Consider the following 15,487-nt stretch of genomic DNA (forward strand, 5'->3'; position numbering starts at 1 on the left):
CGGCGGGGCCTCAGTACGGGCGGCCGGTGCCCTCTCCTGGCAGGTAGCCGCCGTCATCGGCGTCCGTGCGGCCGGAGCCGCCGTCCGGGTCGTCCTCCTCGTCCGAAGGCACCCACTCGACGTCCGCGCTGATGTGCTCCCCGTCGCGCAGGGCGCCCGCCGGTTCCTCCGGCTCGCCGCCGCCTTCGTCGATCACCATCCCGTGCTCGGCCTCGTCGACCGGGCCCCGGACGCGGAAGCCCGGGTCCCCGCCCTCGCCCTGCTGTTCCAGCGTCTCCGGGGGCATGGGATGGGGGCTCGGGCCGTAGGTGGCGACGTGGTCGTCGATCTCGTCGGTACGGGCCGCCACGGCCTTCTCGTCGGATCCCGCCGTCACCGGCCACTCGTCGTCCCGGCCGGCCACGTACCCCATGGGCTCGGCGTACCCGCTCTTCGGCTCGGCGTCGTCACCCGGCCGGGCCCGCGGAGGGACGTTGGAGCCGCGGATCGAGGCGGGCCCCACATCGCCGCCCATGTTGTGCAGATCGGGATCGAACGTGGTGCCTTTGTCCTGCTCGCGCCGTTTGTCGCGGTCTTCGCGGTGCTCGTTCGGCATGCGTCTCCTCACTCGGGCTCCACTCGCATGGCCGCCTCCTCGGCGGAATAGCCGCCGGCGTCCGGCCCGGCCTCCGTGGCGACCTCGTCGGGCTCGGCGTCCTCGCGGGCTCCCTCGTCGGGGGCGACCAGGCGGCCCGCGCGGCGGGGCTCGTCCCAGACCTGGCCCGAAGGCTCCTCGGGCTGTGCCTCCCACGCCGGGTCGACGCCGCTGTCCGGTTCGTAGCCCGTGTCCAGGTCCGAGCCCATGCCCAGCCCGCTCTCCTCGGTCACCTTCTCGACGGCCGGCGCGTCGCTCTCGTCAGTGGGCGGCCGGGCAGCCGTGGCGGATCCGTCCACCGCGTACACCGGCTGCTCCTCGGGGACCTCCCGGTCGAGGCGGCCGCTCAGCGACTCGCCCTGGATCTGCTCCTCGTTCGTGGTGCCGTAGTCGTCCACGGCGACCGGCTCGTCGGCCGGCAGCGGCGCCTCCTGCGGGTCCACCGCCCACTGCTGTTCGGGCGTGCCGTCCTGCAGGTCCGGGATCCCCTCGTCCTCGAACCGCGAGTGGGGATCGTGCTCTGGTGTGTGATGACTCATACCGTTCCCCCGCTTCTCCTCCTCCTCGGTTCCCGTGCAGGCGGGCGAACCCGGCCCCTACCCACACGTCACGGAAGACCACACGGAACGACTGAGGAAGACATCCGCCTCAAGCCGGGCAACAGGGGCAGACTGGGATTTCGACGGGGCACACAGAACGGAGCACCGACATGAAGGTACGCATCGACCCCGAGCGCTGCCAGGGACATGGCCGCTGCTACGACCTCGCCCCCGGCCTGTTCGACGAGGACGACGAGGGCTACGGGCAGGTCGCCGGCGACGGCAGCGTGCCGCAGGACGAGGAACGCGCGGCGCGCCTGGCGGTGGCCAACTGCCCGGAAAGAGCGATCGAGCTGCTCTAGAAGACGTCCTTTCCGCCTTCGGCCCGGCCGAGCGCGGCCCGTGCCCTGGCCGCCATGGCCTCGTCCACCATCTCCCCTTCGAAGGCGATCGCCCCGGCGCCGCGCGCCTGCGCCTCCTCCACCGCGGCGATCAGCCGCTCGTAACGTGCGAGTTCCTCCGGGCTGGGCGAGAACACCTCGTTGATCAAGGGGACGTGGGAGGGGTGGACGGCCATCATGCCCTCGTAGCCGAGCGCGCGGTTCTGCTCGGCGAAGGCACGCAGCCCGTCGAGGTCGGCGATGGCCGTCCACAGGCCGGCGACGGGGCACGGCGTGCCGGCCGCGCGGACGTCCAGCAGGACGCGGGAGCGCAGGGCCAGGGTCTCGATGCCGGAAGGGCTCCAGCGGTAGCCGATGGCCCGCTCCACGTCGCCGGCCGGACCGGTGACCGCCCCTACGTAGGCGACGCGGGCGGCGGCCCGGGCGACGTCGTACGCCTCCCGCAGCGCGGCGGCGCTCTCCAGCAGCGGCACCAGCGCGATGCGGCCCTCGGGCAGGCCGTGTTCGCGTTCGCACCAGGTCAGGAGCCGGTCGGCGAGCCGCACGTCCGCCGGGCCGCCGATCTTGGGGACGACCACCCCGGCGAGGCGGGCGTGCGTGACGGCCCGCAGGTCCTCGGCGGCCGCCCAGCCGTCGAGGGGGTTGATCCGGACGAGGAGCGCCATGTCGCCGGTGAAGGCGGCGACGGCCTCGGCCACCCGGATGCGGGCGGCGGGCTTCTCGGCGGGCGGGACGGCGTCCTCCAGGTCGAGGATGGCCGCGTCGGCCCCGGCGGCCTCGGCCTTGGCCAGCCAGTCGGTCCTGGTCCCGGGGACGAAGAGCAGCGAGCGCAGCCGGGGCCGGTCAGATGACACCGCGCTTCTCCAGGTCCGCGATCTCCTCCGAGCCGAGCCCGAGCCACTCGCGGTAGACGAGGTCGTTGTCCTGCCCGAGTGCGGGTCCGGTGCGCCAGACGCGGCCGGGCTCCCGGTGGAAGTGCGGGAGCGCGGCCTGCATGCGGACGGGGCCGAGGTCGGGGTCGTCGACGGTGACGATGTCGCCGCGCTCGGCGTAGACGGGGTCGGCGGCGATGTCCGCGACGGTCAAGACGCGTGAGGCGACCACTTCGGCCTCGGCGAAGGCCCGCAGGCACTCGCCGGTCCCCCGGGCGGCCACCCAGGCACGCAGCTCCCGGTCCAGCCGTTCCCGTCCGGCGAGCTGCTGCCGCGTCGTGGCGAACTCCTCCTCGGGCAGGCCCAGGAGGCGGACGACGTTCAGCACGGAGCGGAGGGTCGCGGAGGTCACGGTGATCCAGTCGCCGTCACGTGACAGGTAGGTGTTGATCACGGCGGCGGGCGCGACGGCCAGCTGGTTGCCGGATCTGCCGGGCACGACGCCGAGCTGGTCGTATGTGATGACCTGCCACTCCACCAGCCGGAACAGCGGCTCGAAGAGGGCGAGGTCGATCCATTCGCCGTCGAAGCCGGGGTCGTGCGCCCGGCGGTGCAGGGCGGCGAGCACCGCGTAGGCGCCCATCAGCCCGGTCACGGCGTCGCCGTGGGAGAACCCGGTGTGCACCGGCGGCCCGTCGGGGAACCCGGTCAGGTGCACCACTCCGCTCCTGGCCTCCCCGACCTTGCCGAAGCCCGGCGCGTCGGCCTGGGACGAGGTCGCGCCGAATCCGGAGATCTGCAGCAGGACCGCCTTGGGGTTGATCCGGTGCACGGCCTCCCAGTCCAGCTCCCATTCGCGCAGACGGCCGGCGCGCAACGTGACGATCACGACGTCGGCCCAGGCCACGAGCCGGTGCGCGACGTGCCGGCCGCCGGGGTCGTGCAGGTCCAGGGTGACAGAGCGCTTGTTGCGCCCCGCGACCTTGAACCACAGCGGCACGCCGTCACGCGAGGGCCCCATGGCGCGGGCGGCGTCGCCGGCGCCGGGCGGCTCCACATGGACCACGTCCGCGCCCTGGTCGGCGAGCAGAGACCCGGCCAGCGGCCCGGCGACCACGTGGGCGAACTCGACAACCTTCAGTCCGCGCAGTTGCCCGCGCTGTTCAGAGGCCACGCATGAGCTCCTTCGTCCTGTCCGGTCATGTCATCCTGCCCAAGCGGAGAAATGCGGGTCCAGCACGAGAAGTCGATATATTCATGCTATTTACGCATTAACGCGTGACCCAGGACGCCCCCGCCGGCACCTCCAGCCCCTGCGTACGAGACTCCTCCAACAGCACGAGGAACGCGGCCGCGGCGGACGGCAGGGTCCGCCGCGCCCGGACCACGACGTCCAGGCGCCGCTCGACCACGGGCTCGGCCAGCGGCCGGTGCACGATGTGCCCGGGACCCAGCAGGGGCAGCACGAGGGCGGGCATCGCCGACACGCCGAGGCCCGCGGCGACCAGCCCGCCGACCGTCGCCACGTTGCTCGCCTCGGCGGCGAGCGTCGCGCCGCACCCCGCCTGGGCGAAGGCCGCGTCGGTGAGCCGGCGCACGCTGGACTCCGGCCCGACGGCCAGGAAGGGCTCGGGGGCCAGGTCCTCCCAGGCGACCTCCTCCCGCTCGGCGAGCGGGTGTCCCGCAGGCAGCACGGCGTGGAAGCGGTCGCGGATCAGCGGGCGGTGTTCGAGCCGGTCCTGCTGCGCGCCGACCGTGGTGATGGCGAAGTCGGCGTCGCCGGAGAGCACCTTGCCGAGCACGGCCCGTTCCAGCCCGTCCATGATGCGGACGGTCACGCGCGGGCGCTGCCGCCGGAACGCGGAGATCAGGCGCGGCAGCAGCACCGCCGCGACCGAGGGCATGGTGGCCACGGCGACCACGCCGGACTCGCCGAGCAGGTAGCGCCTCAGCTCCTTCATCCCGGACTCGTGCGCGCCGACGATCTGCTCGGCGACGCGCAGCGTCTCCACGCCCGCCGCCGTGAGCTGCACGTTGCGGGTGTCGCGCTCCAGCAGGCGAACGCCGAGCACGCGCTCGAGGTCGGCCACGGCGCGGCTCAGCGTCGACTGCGAGACGCGCAGCCGCGCCGCGGCGGTGGTGAAGCTGGCCGCCTTCGCCACGGCGACGTAGGCGGACAGCTGCCGGAGATTGGCGTCCATGACTCCTTACTGTTGCGCAGAACGCATGGATAAATCCACTTTTGATGGTGGACGTGAAACGTCGGCGCTCGGAAACTTCTCCGTAACCTCCCGAGAGAAGGGCCGCCCGGATGATCGCGCTCCTTGGCTTCCTCACCATCGGCCTGTTCCTGGTGCTCACCATGACCAGGCGTGCCTCAGTACTCACCGCGCTGGTGCTGGTCCCGGTGCTCGCGGCGGTGGCCGGCGGCTTCGCCGCCGAGATGGGCCCGATGATCCTCAACGGCCTGACCAAGGTGGCGCCCACCGGCATCATGATCGCTTTCGCGGTCCTGTACTTCAGCCTGATGATCGACACGGGATTGTTCGATCCGCTGATCCGCGGCATCCTGCGCGTGGCCAAGGACGACCCGCTGCGGATCGCCGTGGGCACGGCCGTCCTCACGATGTGCGTGGCCCTGGACGGCGACGGCGCCTCCACGTTCCTCATCACCGTCTCCGCCCTGCTGCCCGTCTACAAGCGGCTCGGCATGAGCCCTCTGGTGCTCACCGGCGTCGTCTGCCTGGGCGCGGGCGTCATGAACATGATCCCCTGGGGCGGTCCCACCGCCCGGGCGATGGCGGTGCTGAAGCTGGACAGCTCGCAGGTGTTCACGCCGGTCCTGCCGGCGATGGCGGCGGGCATCGCCTGGGTGCTGGTGGCCGCGTACCTGATCGGGCTGCGGGAACGCCGCCGCCTCGGCACCGTCTCCCTGCCCCCGGAACCGCTGGTCGTCGGGGACGGACCGGGGACGCCGCGCGCGCCCGAGCGCACGCACCCGGCCCTGACCGCCTTCAACCTCGTGCTGACCCTCGCGCTGCTGGCCGGGCTGGTGCTGGAGGCGATGCCGCTGCCGGTGCTGTTCGTGGTGGGCTTCGCACTCGCCCTGCTGGTCAACCGCCCCACCTGGGAGAAACAGCAGGAGCTGCTCGAGAAGCACGGCAAGAGCGTGGTGCTGGTCACCACGATGATCTTCGCGGCGGGCGTCTTCACCGGGATCCTCACCGGCACCAAGATGATCAACGAGATGGCGGCGGCGTTCGCCGGCGTCATCCCCGACTCGTTCGGCGGCCATCTGCCGGTGCTGGTGGCGATCACGAGCATGCCGCTGAGCCTGGTCTTCACCCCCGACGCCTACTACTTCGGCGTGCTGCCCGTGCTGGCGCAGACCGCCGGCGGCTTCGGCGTGGAATCCGCCGAGATCGCCAGGGCGGCCATCCTCGGCCAGATGACCACGGGCTTCCCGCTCAGCCCGCTCACCGCCGCGACCTTCATCCTGGTCGGCATGAGCGGCGTCGATCTCGGCCGCCACCAGCGCTTCGTCTTCGGCTGGGCGTTCGGCACCACGGCGGTCATGACGGTGGCCGCGCTCCTGACCGGCGCCATCTCACTCTGAGGAGTCCCACCCATGAAGTACGGCTGGATCGCCGCCATCTTGATGCTTCCGCTCGTCGTCCACACCCCCGCCCGCGCCGACACCGACCCCTTCTTCTCCTACGACCGGCCCGCCACGTACGAGGTCCGCACCGAGCGGGTCTCGGTGCCGCTGCGCGACGGCGCCCGCCTGGCCTGCGACCTGCACCGCCCCGCCGCCGACGGCCGCTTCCCGGTGATCGTGTACGACTACACCGCCTACGACCAGCTGGAGCTCCTGGGCCGGGCGGCCGCGTACTTCGTCACCCGCGGCTACAACGTCGCCGTCTGCAACGCCCGCGGCTCGGGCGACTCCCCCGGCCGGCTCGACCCGTTCGGCGCGCAGGAGCAACGCGACAACTACGACCTCATCGAGTGGCTGGCCGCGCAGCCCTGGTCCACCGGCAAGGTCGGGCAGATGGGTGTCAGCTACGGCGGCCACTCCTCCCTGCTCGTCGCGGTGAACAAGCCGCCCCACCTGGCCGCGATCATCCCCACCGACGGGATCAGCGACTGGTACGAGAACACGATCTACCGCGGCGGCATCTACTCGGCCAGGATCCGCGACTGGCAGCGCACGGTCGCCCCCGACACCCTGGTGACCTACGCACAGCATCCGCTCTACGACGACTTCTGGCGCGAGCGCAGCGTCAAGGCCCGCTGGAAAGACCTCGACATCCCCGTCCTGGAGATCGCCGGCTGGTACGACCGCTACCGGGCCGGCATGGTGGAGAACTTCCAGGCCCGGCCCCGCAACGTCTGGCTGGTCGCCGGCCCCTGGCAGCACGGGTGGCGCAACGGCCAGTACGCCGACCTCGGCAACGGCCCGTATCTCGCCTGGTGGGACCGCTGGCTGGCCGGGCGCCGGGACGCGCCCCTGCCCGCCGCCAAGGTGACCTCGTACGAGATCCCGGGCCCCGGCGCGGGCACCGGCTGGAAGCGGTTCCCCACCTGGCCCCCTCCCGGCGCCCGGCAGACGCGGCTCGGCCTGAGCGCCGACGGCACGCTCACGCCCGACCCCGGCGTGCCCGCCACCCGCCGCTTCACCGTCAACACCGACCCGGCCCCCGCCACCCCGGACGAGCGGCTGTCCTTCCAGACCCGGCCCTACCCGCGCGACGTCGTCCTGGCCGGCGACATCACGGCGAAGGTCCGCGCCGCGTTCACGGCCGCCGACGGCAACATCGCGGTGGTGGCCGAGGACGTCGCCCCCGACGGCACGGCCACCCGCATCACCCAGGGCTGGCTCAAGGCGAGCCATCGCTTCGGCCACGACCGCGCCGTCCCCGTACGCCCGGGCAAGACGTACGACCTGGAGATCCGCACCTGGCCGACCCACTACCGGCTGAGCACCGGGCACAGCCTGCGCGTCACCGTGTCGAGCGACGACCACCCGGAGATCGACTCCGACGCCCCCGCGGGCCGGGTCGACCTGCGGGTGGGCCGCGGCGGCACCGAGCTCCGCCTCACCACCTTGGAGGACGCCCGGTAACCCTCATCTCCGTCCTCCTGCCAGGCCCTGCGACCCCCACTTAGTCCGACCGAACGCGAAAGATGTTCGATTTCTCGCGATTAGCCCCTCCTCGATCGGCGTAAGTCGGGTTACATTCACGTTACTTTGCCCTCTCTTATCCCCCGAGTAGACCGAAGGGAGAGGCAATGAGAGCGAGAACCGCAATCGCGGTCATGGCTGCCGCGGCGATCCTCATGCCGGCCGCCGCCGCCCAGGCCTCCGGAAGCACCGGCGCCGCGGCACCGCCACCCGACGACCAGTTCCAGAAGGTGACGCTCAACGACAGCCCGGGCGAGCCGATGGATCTGGCGGTGTTACCGGACTCCAGGGTCCTGCACACCACGCGGCGCGGCGAGGTCTGGTTACACGACCCGAAGACCGGCCTCAACACGCTGGCCGCCCGGCTCGACGTCTACCAGCACGACGAGGAGGGGCTGCAGAGCATCGCCCTCGCCCCCGGCTTCGGCAAGGGCTCCAGGAAGGACGACTGGGTCTACCTCTACTACTCCCCGCCGCTCGACACCCCCGTCGACGACCCCGCGACGCCCGACGTCAACGAGGGCGACGCCCCGTTCACCGGCACACCCGCGGACTTCGCGCCCTTCAAGGGGCTGATCCGCCTGTCCAGGTTCCGTTTCACCGGCGCGACGATCGACCTCCGCACCGAGCAGCGCGTCCTGGACGTGCCGGTGGACCGCGGCATCTGCTGCCACGTCGGCGGTGACATCGTCTTCGACGCCGACGGCAACCTCTACCTGTCGACCGGCGACGACACCAACCCGTTCCAGTCCGACGGCTTCGCCCCGATCGACGAACGGGCCGATCGGAACCCGGCGTTCGACGCCCAGCGCAGCTCCGCCAACACCAACGACCTGCGCGGCAAGATCCTGCGCATCAAGGTACGCGAGGACGGGTCCTACACGATCCCCCGAGGCAACCTCTTCCCGCCCGGCACGCCGCGCACCCGGCCCGAGATCTACGCGATGGGCCTGCGCAATCCGTTCCGCATCGAGATCAACCGGTCCACCGGGGATCTCTACGTCGGCGACTACTCACCGGACGCGCGGGCGGCCGATCCCCGGCGCGGCCCGGCCGGGACGGGCAAATGGGCGAAGATCCGCAAGCCCGGCAACTACGGCTGGCCCTACTGCGCGACCGCGCGGCTGCCGTACGTGGACTACGACTTCGCGACCGGCGCGTCGGGCGCGGCGTTCGACTGCGCCGCGCCCGTCAACGAGTCGCCGCGCAACACCGGTCTGCGCAGGCTGCCGCCGGTGGTCCAGCCGGAGGTGTGGTACTCCTACGGGCAGTCGCCGGAGTTCCCGCAGCTGGGCACCGGGGGCATCGGCCCGATGGGCGGCCCGGCGTACGACTTCGACCCGGCCGACACGCGCGGCCGGGGCCCGGTGGCCTGGCCGAAGTACTACGACGGCGTCCCGCTCTTCTACGAGTGGACCCGCGACTACGTCAAGGCGTTCCACCGTGACGGGCGGCGGATCGAGGACGTGCTGCCCTCGTTCGTCTTCGACAACCCGATGGACCTGGAGTTCGGCCCCGAGGGCGCGCTCTACGTGCTGGAGTACGGCGACGGCTTCTTCCAGGAGAACCCGGACGCCCAGCTCTCCCGCATCGACTACATCGGCTACACCGGCAACCACACCCCCGTCCCGGTCGCCGCGGCGTCGGCGACCTCCGGCCACGCGCCGCTCACCGTCGCCTTCACCAGTGCCGGCACGACCGACGCCGACGGCGACCGGCTCCGCTACGCGTGGGACTTCAACGCCGACGGCAGGGTGGACTCCCGCAGCCCCGAGGCGTCGTACACGTACACGGCGAACGGCCTCTACAACGCGACGCTGCGGGTCACCGACGAGCACGGCATGTCCGCGGCGACGTCGGTGCGGATCGTGGTCGGCAACGCGGCGCCCGTCGTGGAGCTGGTCCGGCCCGCCGAAGGGCAGAGCTTCTCCTTCGGCGACGTGGTCGAGTTCGAGGTGCGGATCACCGACGACCAGCCGGTGGACTGCGCCAACGTGACCGTGGACTACATCCTCGGCCACGACGACCACGGCCATCCGCAGACCACGGCCCGCGGCTGCACCGGCTCGATCCAGACCACCGAGCCGAGCGGGCACGACCCGGAGACCGACGAGCTCACCGGCGTCTTCGTCGCCGGCTACACCGACCCCGGCGGCGCGGACCTGCCCCCGCTGACCGGAACCGACGAGGTCGTACTCGAGCCCACCCGTTAGGAGGATCCCCCCATGTGCTACGGCTACGGTCCCAGCAGGCGGTCCCTGCTCGCCGCCGGCCTCGGACTCGGCGCGGCCGCCTTCGCCGCCGCGTCACCCGCCGCCGCGGCCACGCCGCACCACCCTTCCGGCCGGGACCGCGTCCCGCCCGGCCAGATCAGCATCCAGCTCTGGACGGTACGCGACGACCTCGCCAAGAACTACGACGCCACCCTCGCCTACCTGGCCGAGATCGGCTACCCGAAGATCGAGGTCGCGCTCGGCTACTTCGGCCGTACGGCGAAGCAGCTGCGCGCGTTCCTCGACGGGCTCGGCATCCGCGCCACCTCCAGCCACGACGGCATCAGCCCCGACGACGCCGCGCTCGAAACGAAGATCGCCAACGCGCTCACCCTCGGCCAGACCTACATGGTGGTGCCCTACCTGAACTCCACCAGCGAGGACCAGTGGAAGGCGTGGGCGGAGCGCATGAACGTCGAGGCGGCCGCCGCCCGCAAGGCGGGGCTGCGGTACGGCTACCACAACCACGCCCACGAGTTCACGATCGACCTCGGCGGCGGGAAGACGCCCTGGGACGTGCTCACCGCCGAGCTCGACCCGCGCCTGGTCCACCTGGAGATCGACATCTACTGGGCGGTCACGGGCGGCGTCGGGCGCGGCGCCGCCGACCCGGTGGGCTTCGCGCTCGACGTCATCCGCGAGGCGCCGCAGCGGGTGCTGCAGTTCCACGTCAAGGACCGGCATCTCGACGGTGACATGGCCGATCTCGGCACCGGGACGATCGACTTCCGGCGGATCTTCGATCGGCACCGGGTGAGGGAGTACATCGTGGAGAACGACACCCCGGACGTGACCCCCCGGCAGACGGCGGAGGTCGGCTACCGCTACCTGCGGAAGCTCCGGTTCTGAGCATCACCCTGCGTCGAGCCTGGCGGGTCGCCCCCGTCCAGGCTCGACGCCCCGCTCACCTGGATCATCGCCCGCCGGTGACGACGATCCGGTAGTCCCCGCCCGGGCGGGTCCGGAACGTCACGGTGGCGCCGTCCGTGCTGTGCGCCACCGTGCGGCCGTGATCCGTCGTGACCCGGACCCCGCCGCGGAACGCGTCGTTGCTCAGCCGCACCTCGCCGCCGCGCTCGGAGGTCAGCCGGGCCTCGGACAGCCGCCCCGACGCCCAGGACAGGCCCACCGTGCAGGCGCCGCGGGCCCGCAGCCCGTCCACCCGGCCGGACGGCCAGGCGGCGGGCAGGGCCGGGAGCAGGTCGATCGCCCCGAGGTGGCTCTGCAGCAGCATCTCGGTCATGCCGGAGGTCGCGCCGAAGTTGCCGTCGATCTGGAACGGCGGGTGGGTGTCCCAGAGGTTGGCCAGCGTGCTGGTCTGGAGCTGGTCGCGCAGCAGCTTGTGCGCGCGGTCGCCGTCGAGCAGCCGCGCCCAGAAGTTGATCTTCCAGGCCTTGCTCCAGCCGGTGCCCGCGTCGGTGCGGGCGTCGAGCGAGACCTTGGCCGCGGCGGCGAGCTCCGGCGTCGTACGCGGCGAGACCTGCCGCCCCGGATGCACCGAGAACAGGTGGGAGACGTGCCGGTGCGTCTCCGCCGGGTCGTCGATGTCCTCCTTCCACTCCTGGAGCTGCCCCCAGCGGCCGATCCGCAGGCCCGGGTCGAGCTTGGCCAGCACCTCGGCGGCCGCGGCCGCCTGCCGCCGGTCGCCCGTCAGCTCCGCGGCCTCCCGCAGGTCGGTGAACAGGTGCCAGAGGATCTGCTGCGACATCGCCGCCCCCGCCGTGGACGGGCCGATCTCGGGCGAGCGGCTGGGGATGGCGACGAGCTTGCCGTCCCTCGGGTCGGTCTGCAGGAAGTCGAGCCAGAACTCCGCGGCCTCCTTCATGATCGGGTACGCGGTCCGCTTGAGGAAGCGCTTGTCCTGCGTGAAGCGGTAGTGGTCGTAGAGCTGCAGGGACAGCCAGGCCCCCGACTCGGGGAAGAAGTAGGCCGGGTGGTCCCAGGCGCCGGTGTGGCCGAAGATGTTCGAGGCGTGGTGGGCCACCCAGCCGTCGGCCCCGAACATCTGCCGTGCCGTGACCCTGCCCGGCTCGCGAAGGCCGTCGACGTAGTCGTGCAGCGGGCGGGCGAGCTCCGCCAGGTTGGTCGTCTCGGCGGGCCAGTAGTTCATCTGCAGGTTGATGTTGAGGTGGTAGTCCGACTGCCACGGCGGGGCCTCGTGGACGTTCCACACGCCCTGGAGGTTGGCCGGCAGCGAGCCGGGGCGGGAGGAGGCGATGAGCAGATAGCGCCCGTACTGGTAGAAGAGCTGCTCCAGCGCCCGGTCGGCGGCCGGGTCAGCGCCGTACCGGGCGAGCAGGTCGTCGGTGGGGATCGCGGGCAGGGCGCCGCCGAGGTCCAGCTTCACCCGGTCGAAGAGCGCGGCGTGGTCGGCGCGGTGGGCGGCCAGCAACCTGGCGTATCCCTTGCGCGCGGCGGCGTCGACCCGCGCCGTGAGTTTGGCGTGCGGGTCCTCACCCTTGTAGGTGGGGTAGTCGGCGGCGTAGTCGGTGCCCGTGCCGAGGATGAGGACCACCGAGTCCGCGCCGGTCACGGTGACGGTGCCGTCGGCGTTGTCGGCTCTGGTCCCGCCTTGGGCGAGCACCTGGAGCTGGGCCTCGTACGCCATCCCGTTGCTCGTCAGCGCCCCCTTGACGGTGATCCGGCCTCCTTCGGCGGTCGCCGTGGCCGAGCGGTTGGCGGGCACGGCGATCCGCGCGGTGAAGGACACCGCGCCGGGCCGGTCGGCGGCGAGCCTGGCCACGATCACGCCCGCGGGCGCGGAGGCGAAGTACTCGCGCGTGTGGCGCACGCCGCCCGCCGTGAACGACACGCCCGCCACGCCGCGCGCGACGTCCAGCTGCCTGCGGTAGTCCGCGGCCTGCTCCTGCAGGCCGGGGAAGGCCAGGCGCAGGTCGCCGAAGCTCTGGTAGGCGCCGAACCTGCGGTGCCGCGGTGTGTCCGACTTGTGCCCCAGCGCGGCCAGGACGTCGTTGGGCGAGATGCCGCCCTCCTTCCAGATCCGCTCCCTGATGGCCTCCAGCGCGCCGGGGCGTGGGGCGTCCCAGTTGCCGAAGGTGTAGTCGGAGACGCCGGGTCCGCCGGTCCACAGGGTCTTGTCGTTGAACTGCAGCCGCTCGTCCCGCACGCCGCCGAACACCGCGGCGCCCATGGCGCCGTTGCCGATCGGCAGCGACCGGGTCTCCCAGCCTTCGTTCGTGTCGGGGGCCGGTTCGTCGTACCAGAGCGTGTACGGCTCCGCCGGCCCGGTCTGGGCCTGTGCGGCCGGGGCCACGGTCAGCGCCGTGCCGAGGAGCAGCGCGATCGGCCCTGCCAGCAACCGTTTCTTCATGAGGGTGCACCTATACATCGGAGGTGTTGAGGGGCGTTGGTCGGAGGTCTATCGATCGCAGGTCGTGATCCCGGGGCGCCATCGGCAGGCGATCGCGGCGTAGCCGCCCTCGTCGGGCACGGGCACCGCCAGCCGGCCGCGGGGCCCGTCGATCACATGGCTCTCGCGTACCAGGCCGGACTGGCCGTCGCGGACGACCTCGACCAGCCACCGGCCGCGCAGCATGCTGAGCGGGACGTCCAGGGTGCGGGCCGCACCCGCGATCCCGGCCCCGATGAACCAGCGGTCGCCGTCGCGCCGGGCCAGCACCACGTGGTCGGCGGGGCGGCCGGACAGCAGCCGGGTCTCGTCCCAGGCGGTGGGGACCTGCTCCAGGAACCGTTCAGCCTCCGGCCTGGCCCGATAGGACTCGACGGTGCCGGCCAGATTCTGCAGGCCGGACTCGTACGTCACCGCCAGGCCCAGCTCGTGGGCGTCGGACGTGGGCCGGGACGGGCGGTGCAAGGCCATCGGCGTGTAGTCCATCGAGCCGACGACGTTCCTGGTGAACGGGAGGGTGGTCAGGTGGGCGGTGGTGAGCGTGCGCTTCTCGCCGCCGTGCACGCCCTCCATGGTCATCACGTGCGGCCAGGTGCGGTGGACGCCCTTGGGGATGGTCGAGCCGTGGAAGTTGACCATGAGCTTGTTCGCGGCGGTCGCCGGAAGTATCTCGTCGTACCAGCGCAGCCGCTCCTGCGACTCGGCGTCCATGAAGTCGATCTTGACGCCGCGCACGCCCCAGCGGCTGAGGGTGGGCAGCCACAGGGCGCGTTCCTCAGGCGTGTCCAGGTCGCGGAAGTGGATCCAGACGAGGATCCCCACGTCCTTCGCCCGCCCGTACTCGACGAGCCGCGGGATCCAGCTCGTGGCCGGCCAGTCGGGATCCGTGACGTCCCACTGGTCCGGCAGGAAGTACCAGCCGGCGTCCACCGCCACGTACGGCCAGGCGCGCTCGGCGGCGTAGTCGACGTACCCCTTCTGGATCTCCAGGCTCTGCCCGGCTTCTCTGCCGCCCGCGAGCCAGGTCCACAGCACCTGGTCCGGCCGGATCCACGAGGTGTCGCGGACCCGGGAGGCGGGGGCGAGGTCGTCCACCAGCGTGGACTCGGTGACCGTGGCCAGGTCGCCGGCGATCAGCACGCGCCACGGCGTCTCCAGCGGGCCGGCGACCTGGACCCGCTCGTCCCACAGGCGCAGGCGGTAGGTGGGGGTGCCCGCCTCGTGCTCCAGCCGCGGCCCGGAGTAGCGGCCGTCCAGGGCGGACTCGGTGATCAGGAGGTGACCGCCGGGGGTCTCGAACAGCGCGGGCACCATGTAGTCGGCCGCGGGCGCGGTCGTGGCCGGGTACTGGACGAACGGGTTCTCGTAGTCGCGGCGGTGCCGGGCCAGCCAGGCGGTGGCGTCCTGCGCGAGCGTGAACGCGGAGGTCTCCCGGAGGACGGCGCCGTGGTCGCCGGGCAGCCGGTAGCGGTAGGCGACGCCGTCGCGGGCGACCCTCACGACCAGGTCGAGGCGGGCGCCGGCGGCGCCGGCGAAGGACAGGACGGCCTCGCGCACGAGCGCCGACCGCTTGAGCCGCTTGCCGGCGGTGGTCGTGTAGTGCTCGGCCACGACGCGGTCGCGGCGGTGGAGCAGGCGCAGTCCCTGGGACAGGTCCGCGCCTTCGGTGACGATGCCGACGGGGCTGGGTTCGAGGACCCGGGCGCCGCGGCGGGTCACGGCGAGGGTGAGGGCGCCCGTCTCGGGGTCGAGCGCGAGCTCCGCCGCAGGGCCGCCGGGTAAGCCGGAGATCGTCCAGCTCTGCGCGGCGGCCCGGGCGGGGAGCGCGGGGAGGAGGCAGAAGGTCAGGAGGAGGGCGGTGAACAGGCGCATCGGTGTGGCGTTCGGCATGGGGGCTCCTGCGGGCCACATTCATCGGATGTGTTTCCGGATCGTAACGCGGAGGCCGCCGCCTGGCCAGCTCTTAGATCGGGTCTTTTCGCTCAGCGGCGCCCGTTCGACCTGACCAGCCCCCGTCAGGAGCGCCCGAAACACCCGAGAGTCCGACCAAGAATGTACGGAAATGATTACAAAGAGTGATGGATCACCGGTTACGGTCACGAACCGTGTGCTGACAATCTGTCAATGCCCCAATAGCGATGATTCTTCGCATCCGTACCTTGAAGTACATGTGCCCCATCGGCATAGTGGACGGGCCACAGTCGTGGCGGGCA

At 72.0% G+C, this 15,487-nt stretch carries 12 protein-coding genes; 5 read left to right on the plus strand and 7 right to left on the minus strand.

All coding sequences use genetic code 11. From position 1 onward, the window contains the following. Positions 1 to 10: 10 nt before the first annotated feature. Both ID574_RS16915 and ID574_RS16920 read right to left on the minus strand, forming a co-directional pair. Positions 11 to 595, minus strand: coding sequence for a hypothetical protein (locus tag ID574_RS16915; RefSeq protein WP_188189850.1), 585 nt, complete (start codon positions 593 to 595; stop codon positions 11 to 13). Between the two features lie 8 nt (positions 596 to 603). Next, the gene (locus ID574_RS16920) at positions 604 to 1,173 is read right to left on the minus strand and encodes a DUF5709 domain-containing protein (protein ID WP_188189851.1); all 570 of its coding nucleotides are present in this window, start codon (positions 1,171 to 1,173) and stop codon (positions 604 to 606) included. A 170-nt stretch (positions 1,174 to 1,343) separates the two neighbouring features. On the opposite strand from ID574_RS16920, the gene ID574_RS16925 reads away from it, so the two are divergent. Next, on the plus strand, positions 1,344 to 1,535 hold the full coding sequence (locus ID574_RS16925; protein WP_188189852.1) for a ferredoxin: 192 nt from the start codon (positions 1,344 to 1,346) through the stop codon (positions 1,533 to 1,535). Here the strand turns inward: ID574_RS16925 and ID574_RS16930 are convergent. From ID574_RS16930 to ID574_RS16940, 3 genes are all read right to left on the minus strand, one after another. After that, positions 1,532 to 2,428 (minus strand): HpcH/HpaI aldolase/citrate lyase family protein, encoded by an 897-nt coding sequence (locus tag ID574_RS16930; RefSeq protein ID WP_188189853.1) that lies wholly within the window; start codon positions 2,426 to 2,428, stop codon positions 1,532 to 1,534. The genes ID574_RS16925 and ID574_RS16930 overlap by 4 nt on opposite strands. Beyond that, complete coding sequence (locus tag ID574_RS16935; protein ID WP_188189854.1) at positions 2,418 to 3,620, minus strand: CaiB/BaiF CoA transferase family protein; 1,203 nt, start codon at positions 3,618 to 3,620, stop codon at positions 2,418 to 2,420. The genes ID574_RS16930 and ID574_RS16935 overlap by 11 nt, the downstream gene beginning before the upstream one ends. A gap of 97 nt (positions 3,621 to 3,717) precedes the next feature. Continuing rightward, positions 3,718 to 4,647, minus strand: a complete 930-nt coding sequence (locus tag ID574_RS16940) for a LysR family transcriptional regulator (protein WP_188189855.1) — start codon at positions 4,645 to 4,647, stop codon at positions 3,718 to 3,720. Positions 4,648 to 4,757: 110 nt separating this feature from the next. Here ID574_RS16940 and ID574_RS16945 point away from each other — a divergent pair, with 110 nt between their 5' ends. The 4 genes from ID574_RS16945 (at position 4,758) to ID574_RS16960 (ending at position 10,753) form a co-directional block, all read left to right on the plus strand. Next, on the plus strand, positions 4,758 to 6,062 hold the full coding sequence (locus tag ID574_RS16945; protein ID WP_188189856.1) for a CitMHS family transporter: 1,305 nt from the start codon (positions 4,758 to 4,760) through the stop codon (positions 6,060 to 6,062). Between the two features lie 12 nt (positions 6,063 to 6,074). After that, positions 6,075 to 7,571, plus strand: a complete 1,497-nt coding sequence (locus ID574_RS16950) for a CocE/NonD family hydrolase (protein WP_188189857.1) — start codon at positions 6,075 to 6,077, stop codon at positions 7,569 to 7,571. Positions 7,572 to 7,738: 167 nt separating this feature from the next. Continuing rightward, a complete protein-coding gene (locus tag ID574_RS16955; RefSeq protein WP_188189858.1) occupies positions 7,739 to 9,844 on the plus strand; it encodes a PQQ-dependent sugar dehydrogenase in 2,106 nt (701 codons plus the stop codon). 12 nt (positions 9,845 to 9,856) lie between these two features. Then, complete coding sequence (locus ID574_RS16960) at positions 9,857 to 10,753, plus strand: sugar phosphate isomerase/epimerase family protein (protein WP_188189859.1); 897 nt, start codon at positions 9,857 to 9,859, stop codon at positions 10,751 to 10,753. A gap of 64 nt (positions 10,754 to 10,817) precedes the next feature. On the opposite strand, the gene ID574_RS16965 is transcribed toward ID574_RS16960, so the two are convergent. Continuing rightward, positions 10,818 to 13,235 (minus strand): glycoside hydrolase family 95 protein, encoded by a 2,418-nt coding sequence (locus ID574_RS16965; RefSeq protein WP_188189860.1) that lies wholly within the window; start codon positions 13,233 to 13,235, stop codon positions 10,818 to 10,820. Between the two features lie 48 nt (positions 13,236 to 13,283). Then, entirely contained in the window at positions 13,284 to 15,164 is a 1,881-nt protein-coding gene (locus ID574_RS16970; protein ID WP_188189861.1) for a glycoside hydrolase family 97 protein, read from the minus strand. Positions 15,165 to 15,487 lie beyond the last annotated feature (323 nt).

Source organism: Nonomuraea sp. SYSU D8015, from assembly GCF_008065375.1.
In the GTDB taxonomy this organism is placed as follows: Bacteria; Actinomycetota; Actinomycetes; order Streptosporangiales; family Streptosporangiaceae; genus Nonomuraea.

Excerpts from the sequence above, each read along its gene's own strand:
- ID574_RS16915 (WP_188189850.1), bottom strand. The coding sequence starts at position 595 with ATGCCGAACGAGCACCGCGAAGACCGCGACAAACGGCGCGAGCAGGAC.
- ID574_RS16920 (WP_188189851.1), bottom strand. The coding sequence starts at position 1,173 with ATGAGTCATCACACACCAGAGCACGATCCCCACTCGCGGTTCGAGGAC.
- ID574_RS16925 (WP_188189852.1), top strand. The coding sequence starts at position 1,344 with ATGAAGGTACGCATCGACCCCGAGCGCTGCCAGGGACATGGCCGCTGC.
- ID574_RS16940 (WP_188189855.1), bottom strand. The coding sequence starts at position 4,647 with ATGGACGCCAATCTCCGGCAGCTGTCCGCCTACGTCGCCGTGGCGAAG.
- ID574_RS16945 (WP_188189856.1), top strand. The coding sequence starts at position 4,758 with ATGATCGCGCTCCTTGGCTTCCTCACCATCGGCCTGTTCCTGGTGCTC.
- ID574_RS16950 (WP_188189857.1), top strand. The coding sequence starts at position 6,075 with ATGAAGTACGGCTGGATCGCCGCCATCTTGATGCTTCCGCTCGTCGTC.
- ID574_RS16955 (WP_188189858.1), top strand. The coding sequence starts at position 7,739 with ATGAGAGCGAGAACCGCAATCGCGGTCATGGCTGCCGCGGCGATCCTC.
- ID574_RS16960 (WP_188189859.1), top strand. The coding sequence starts at position 9,857 with ATGTGCTACGGCTACGGTCCCAGCAGGCGGTCCCTGCTCGCCGCCGGC.
- ID574_RS16965 (WP_188189860.1), bottom strand. The coding sequence starts at position 13,235 with ATGAAGAAACGGTTGCTGGCAGGGCCGATCGCGCTGCTCCTCGGCACG.
- ID574_RS16970 (WP_188189861.1), bottom strand. The coding sequence starts at position 15,164 with ATGCCGAACGCCACACCGATGCGCCTGTTCACCGCCCTCCTCCTGACC.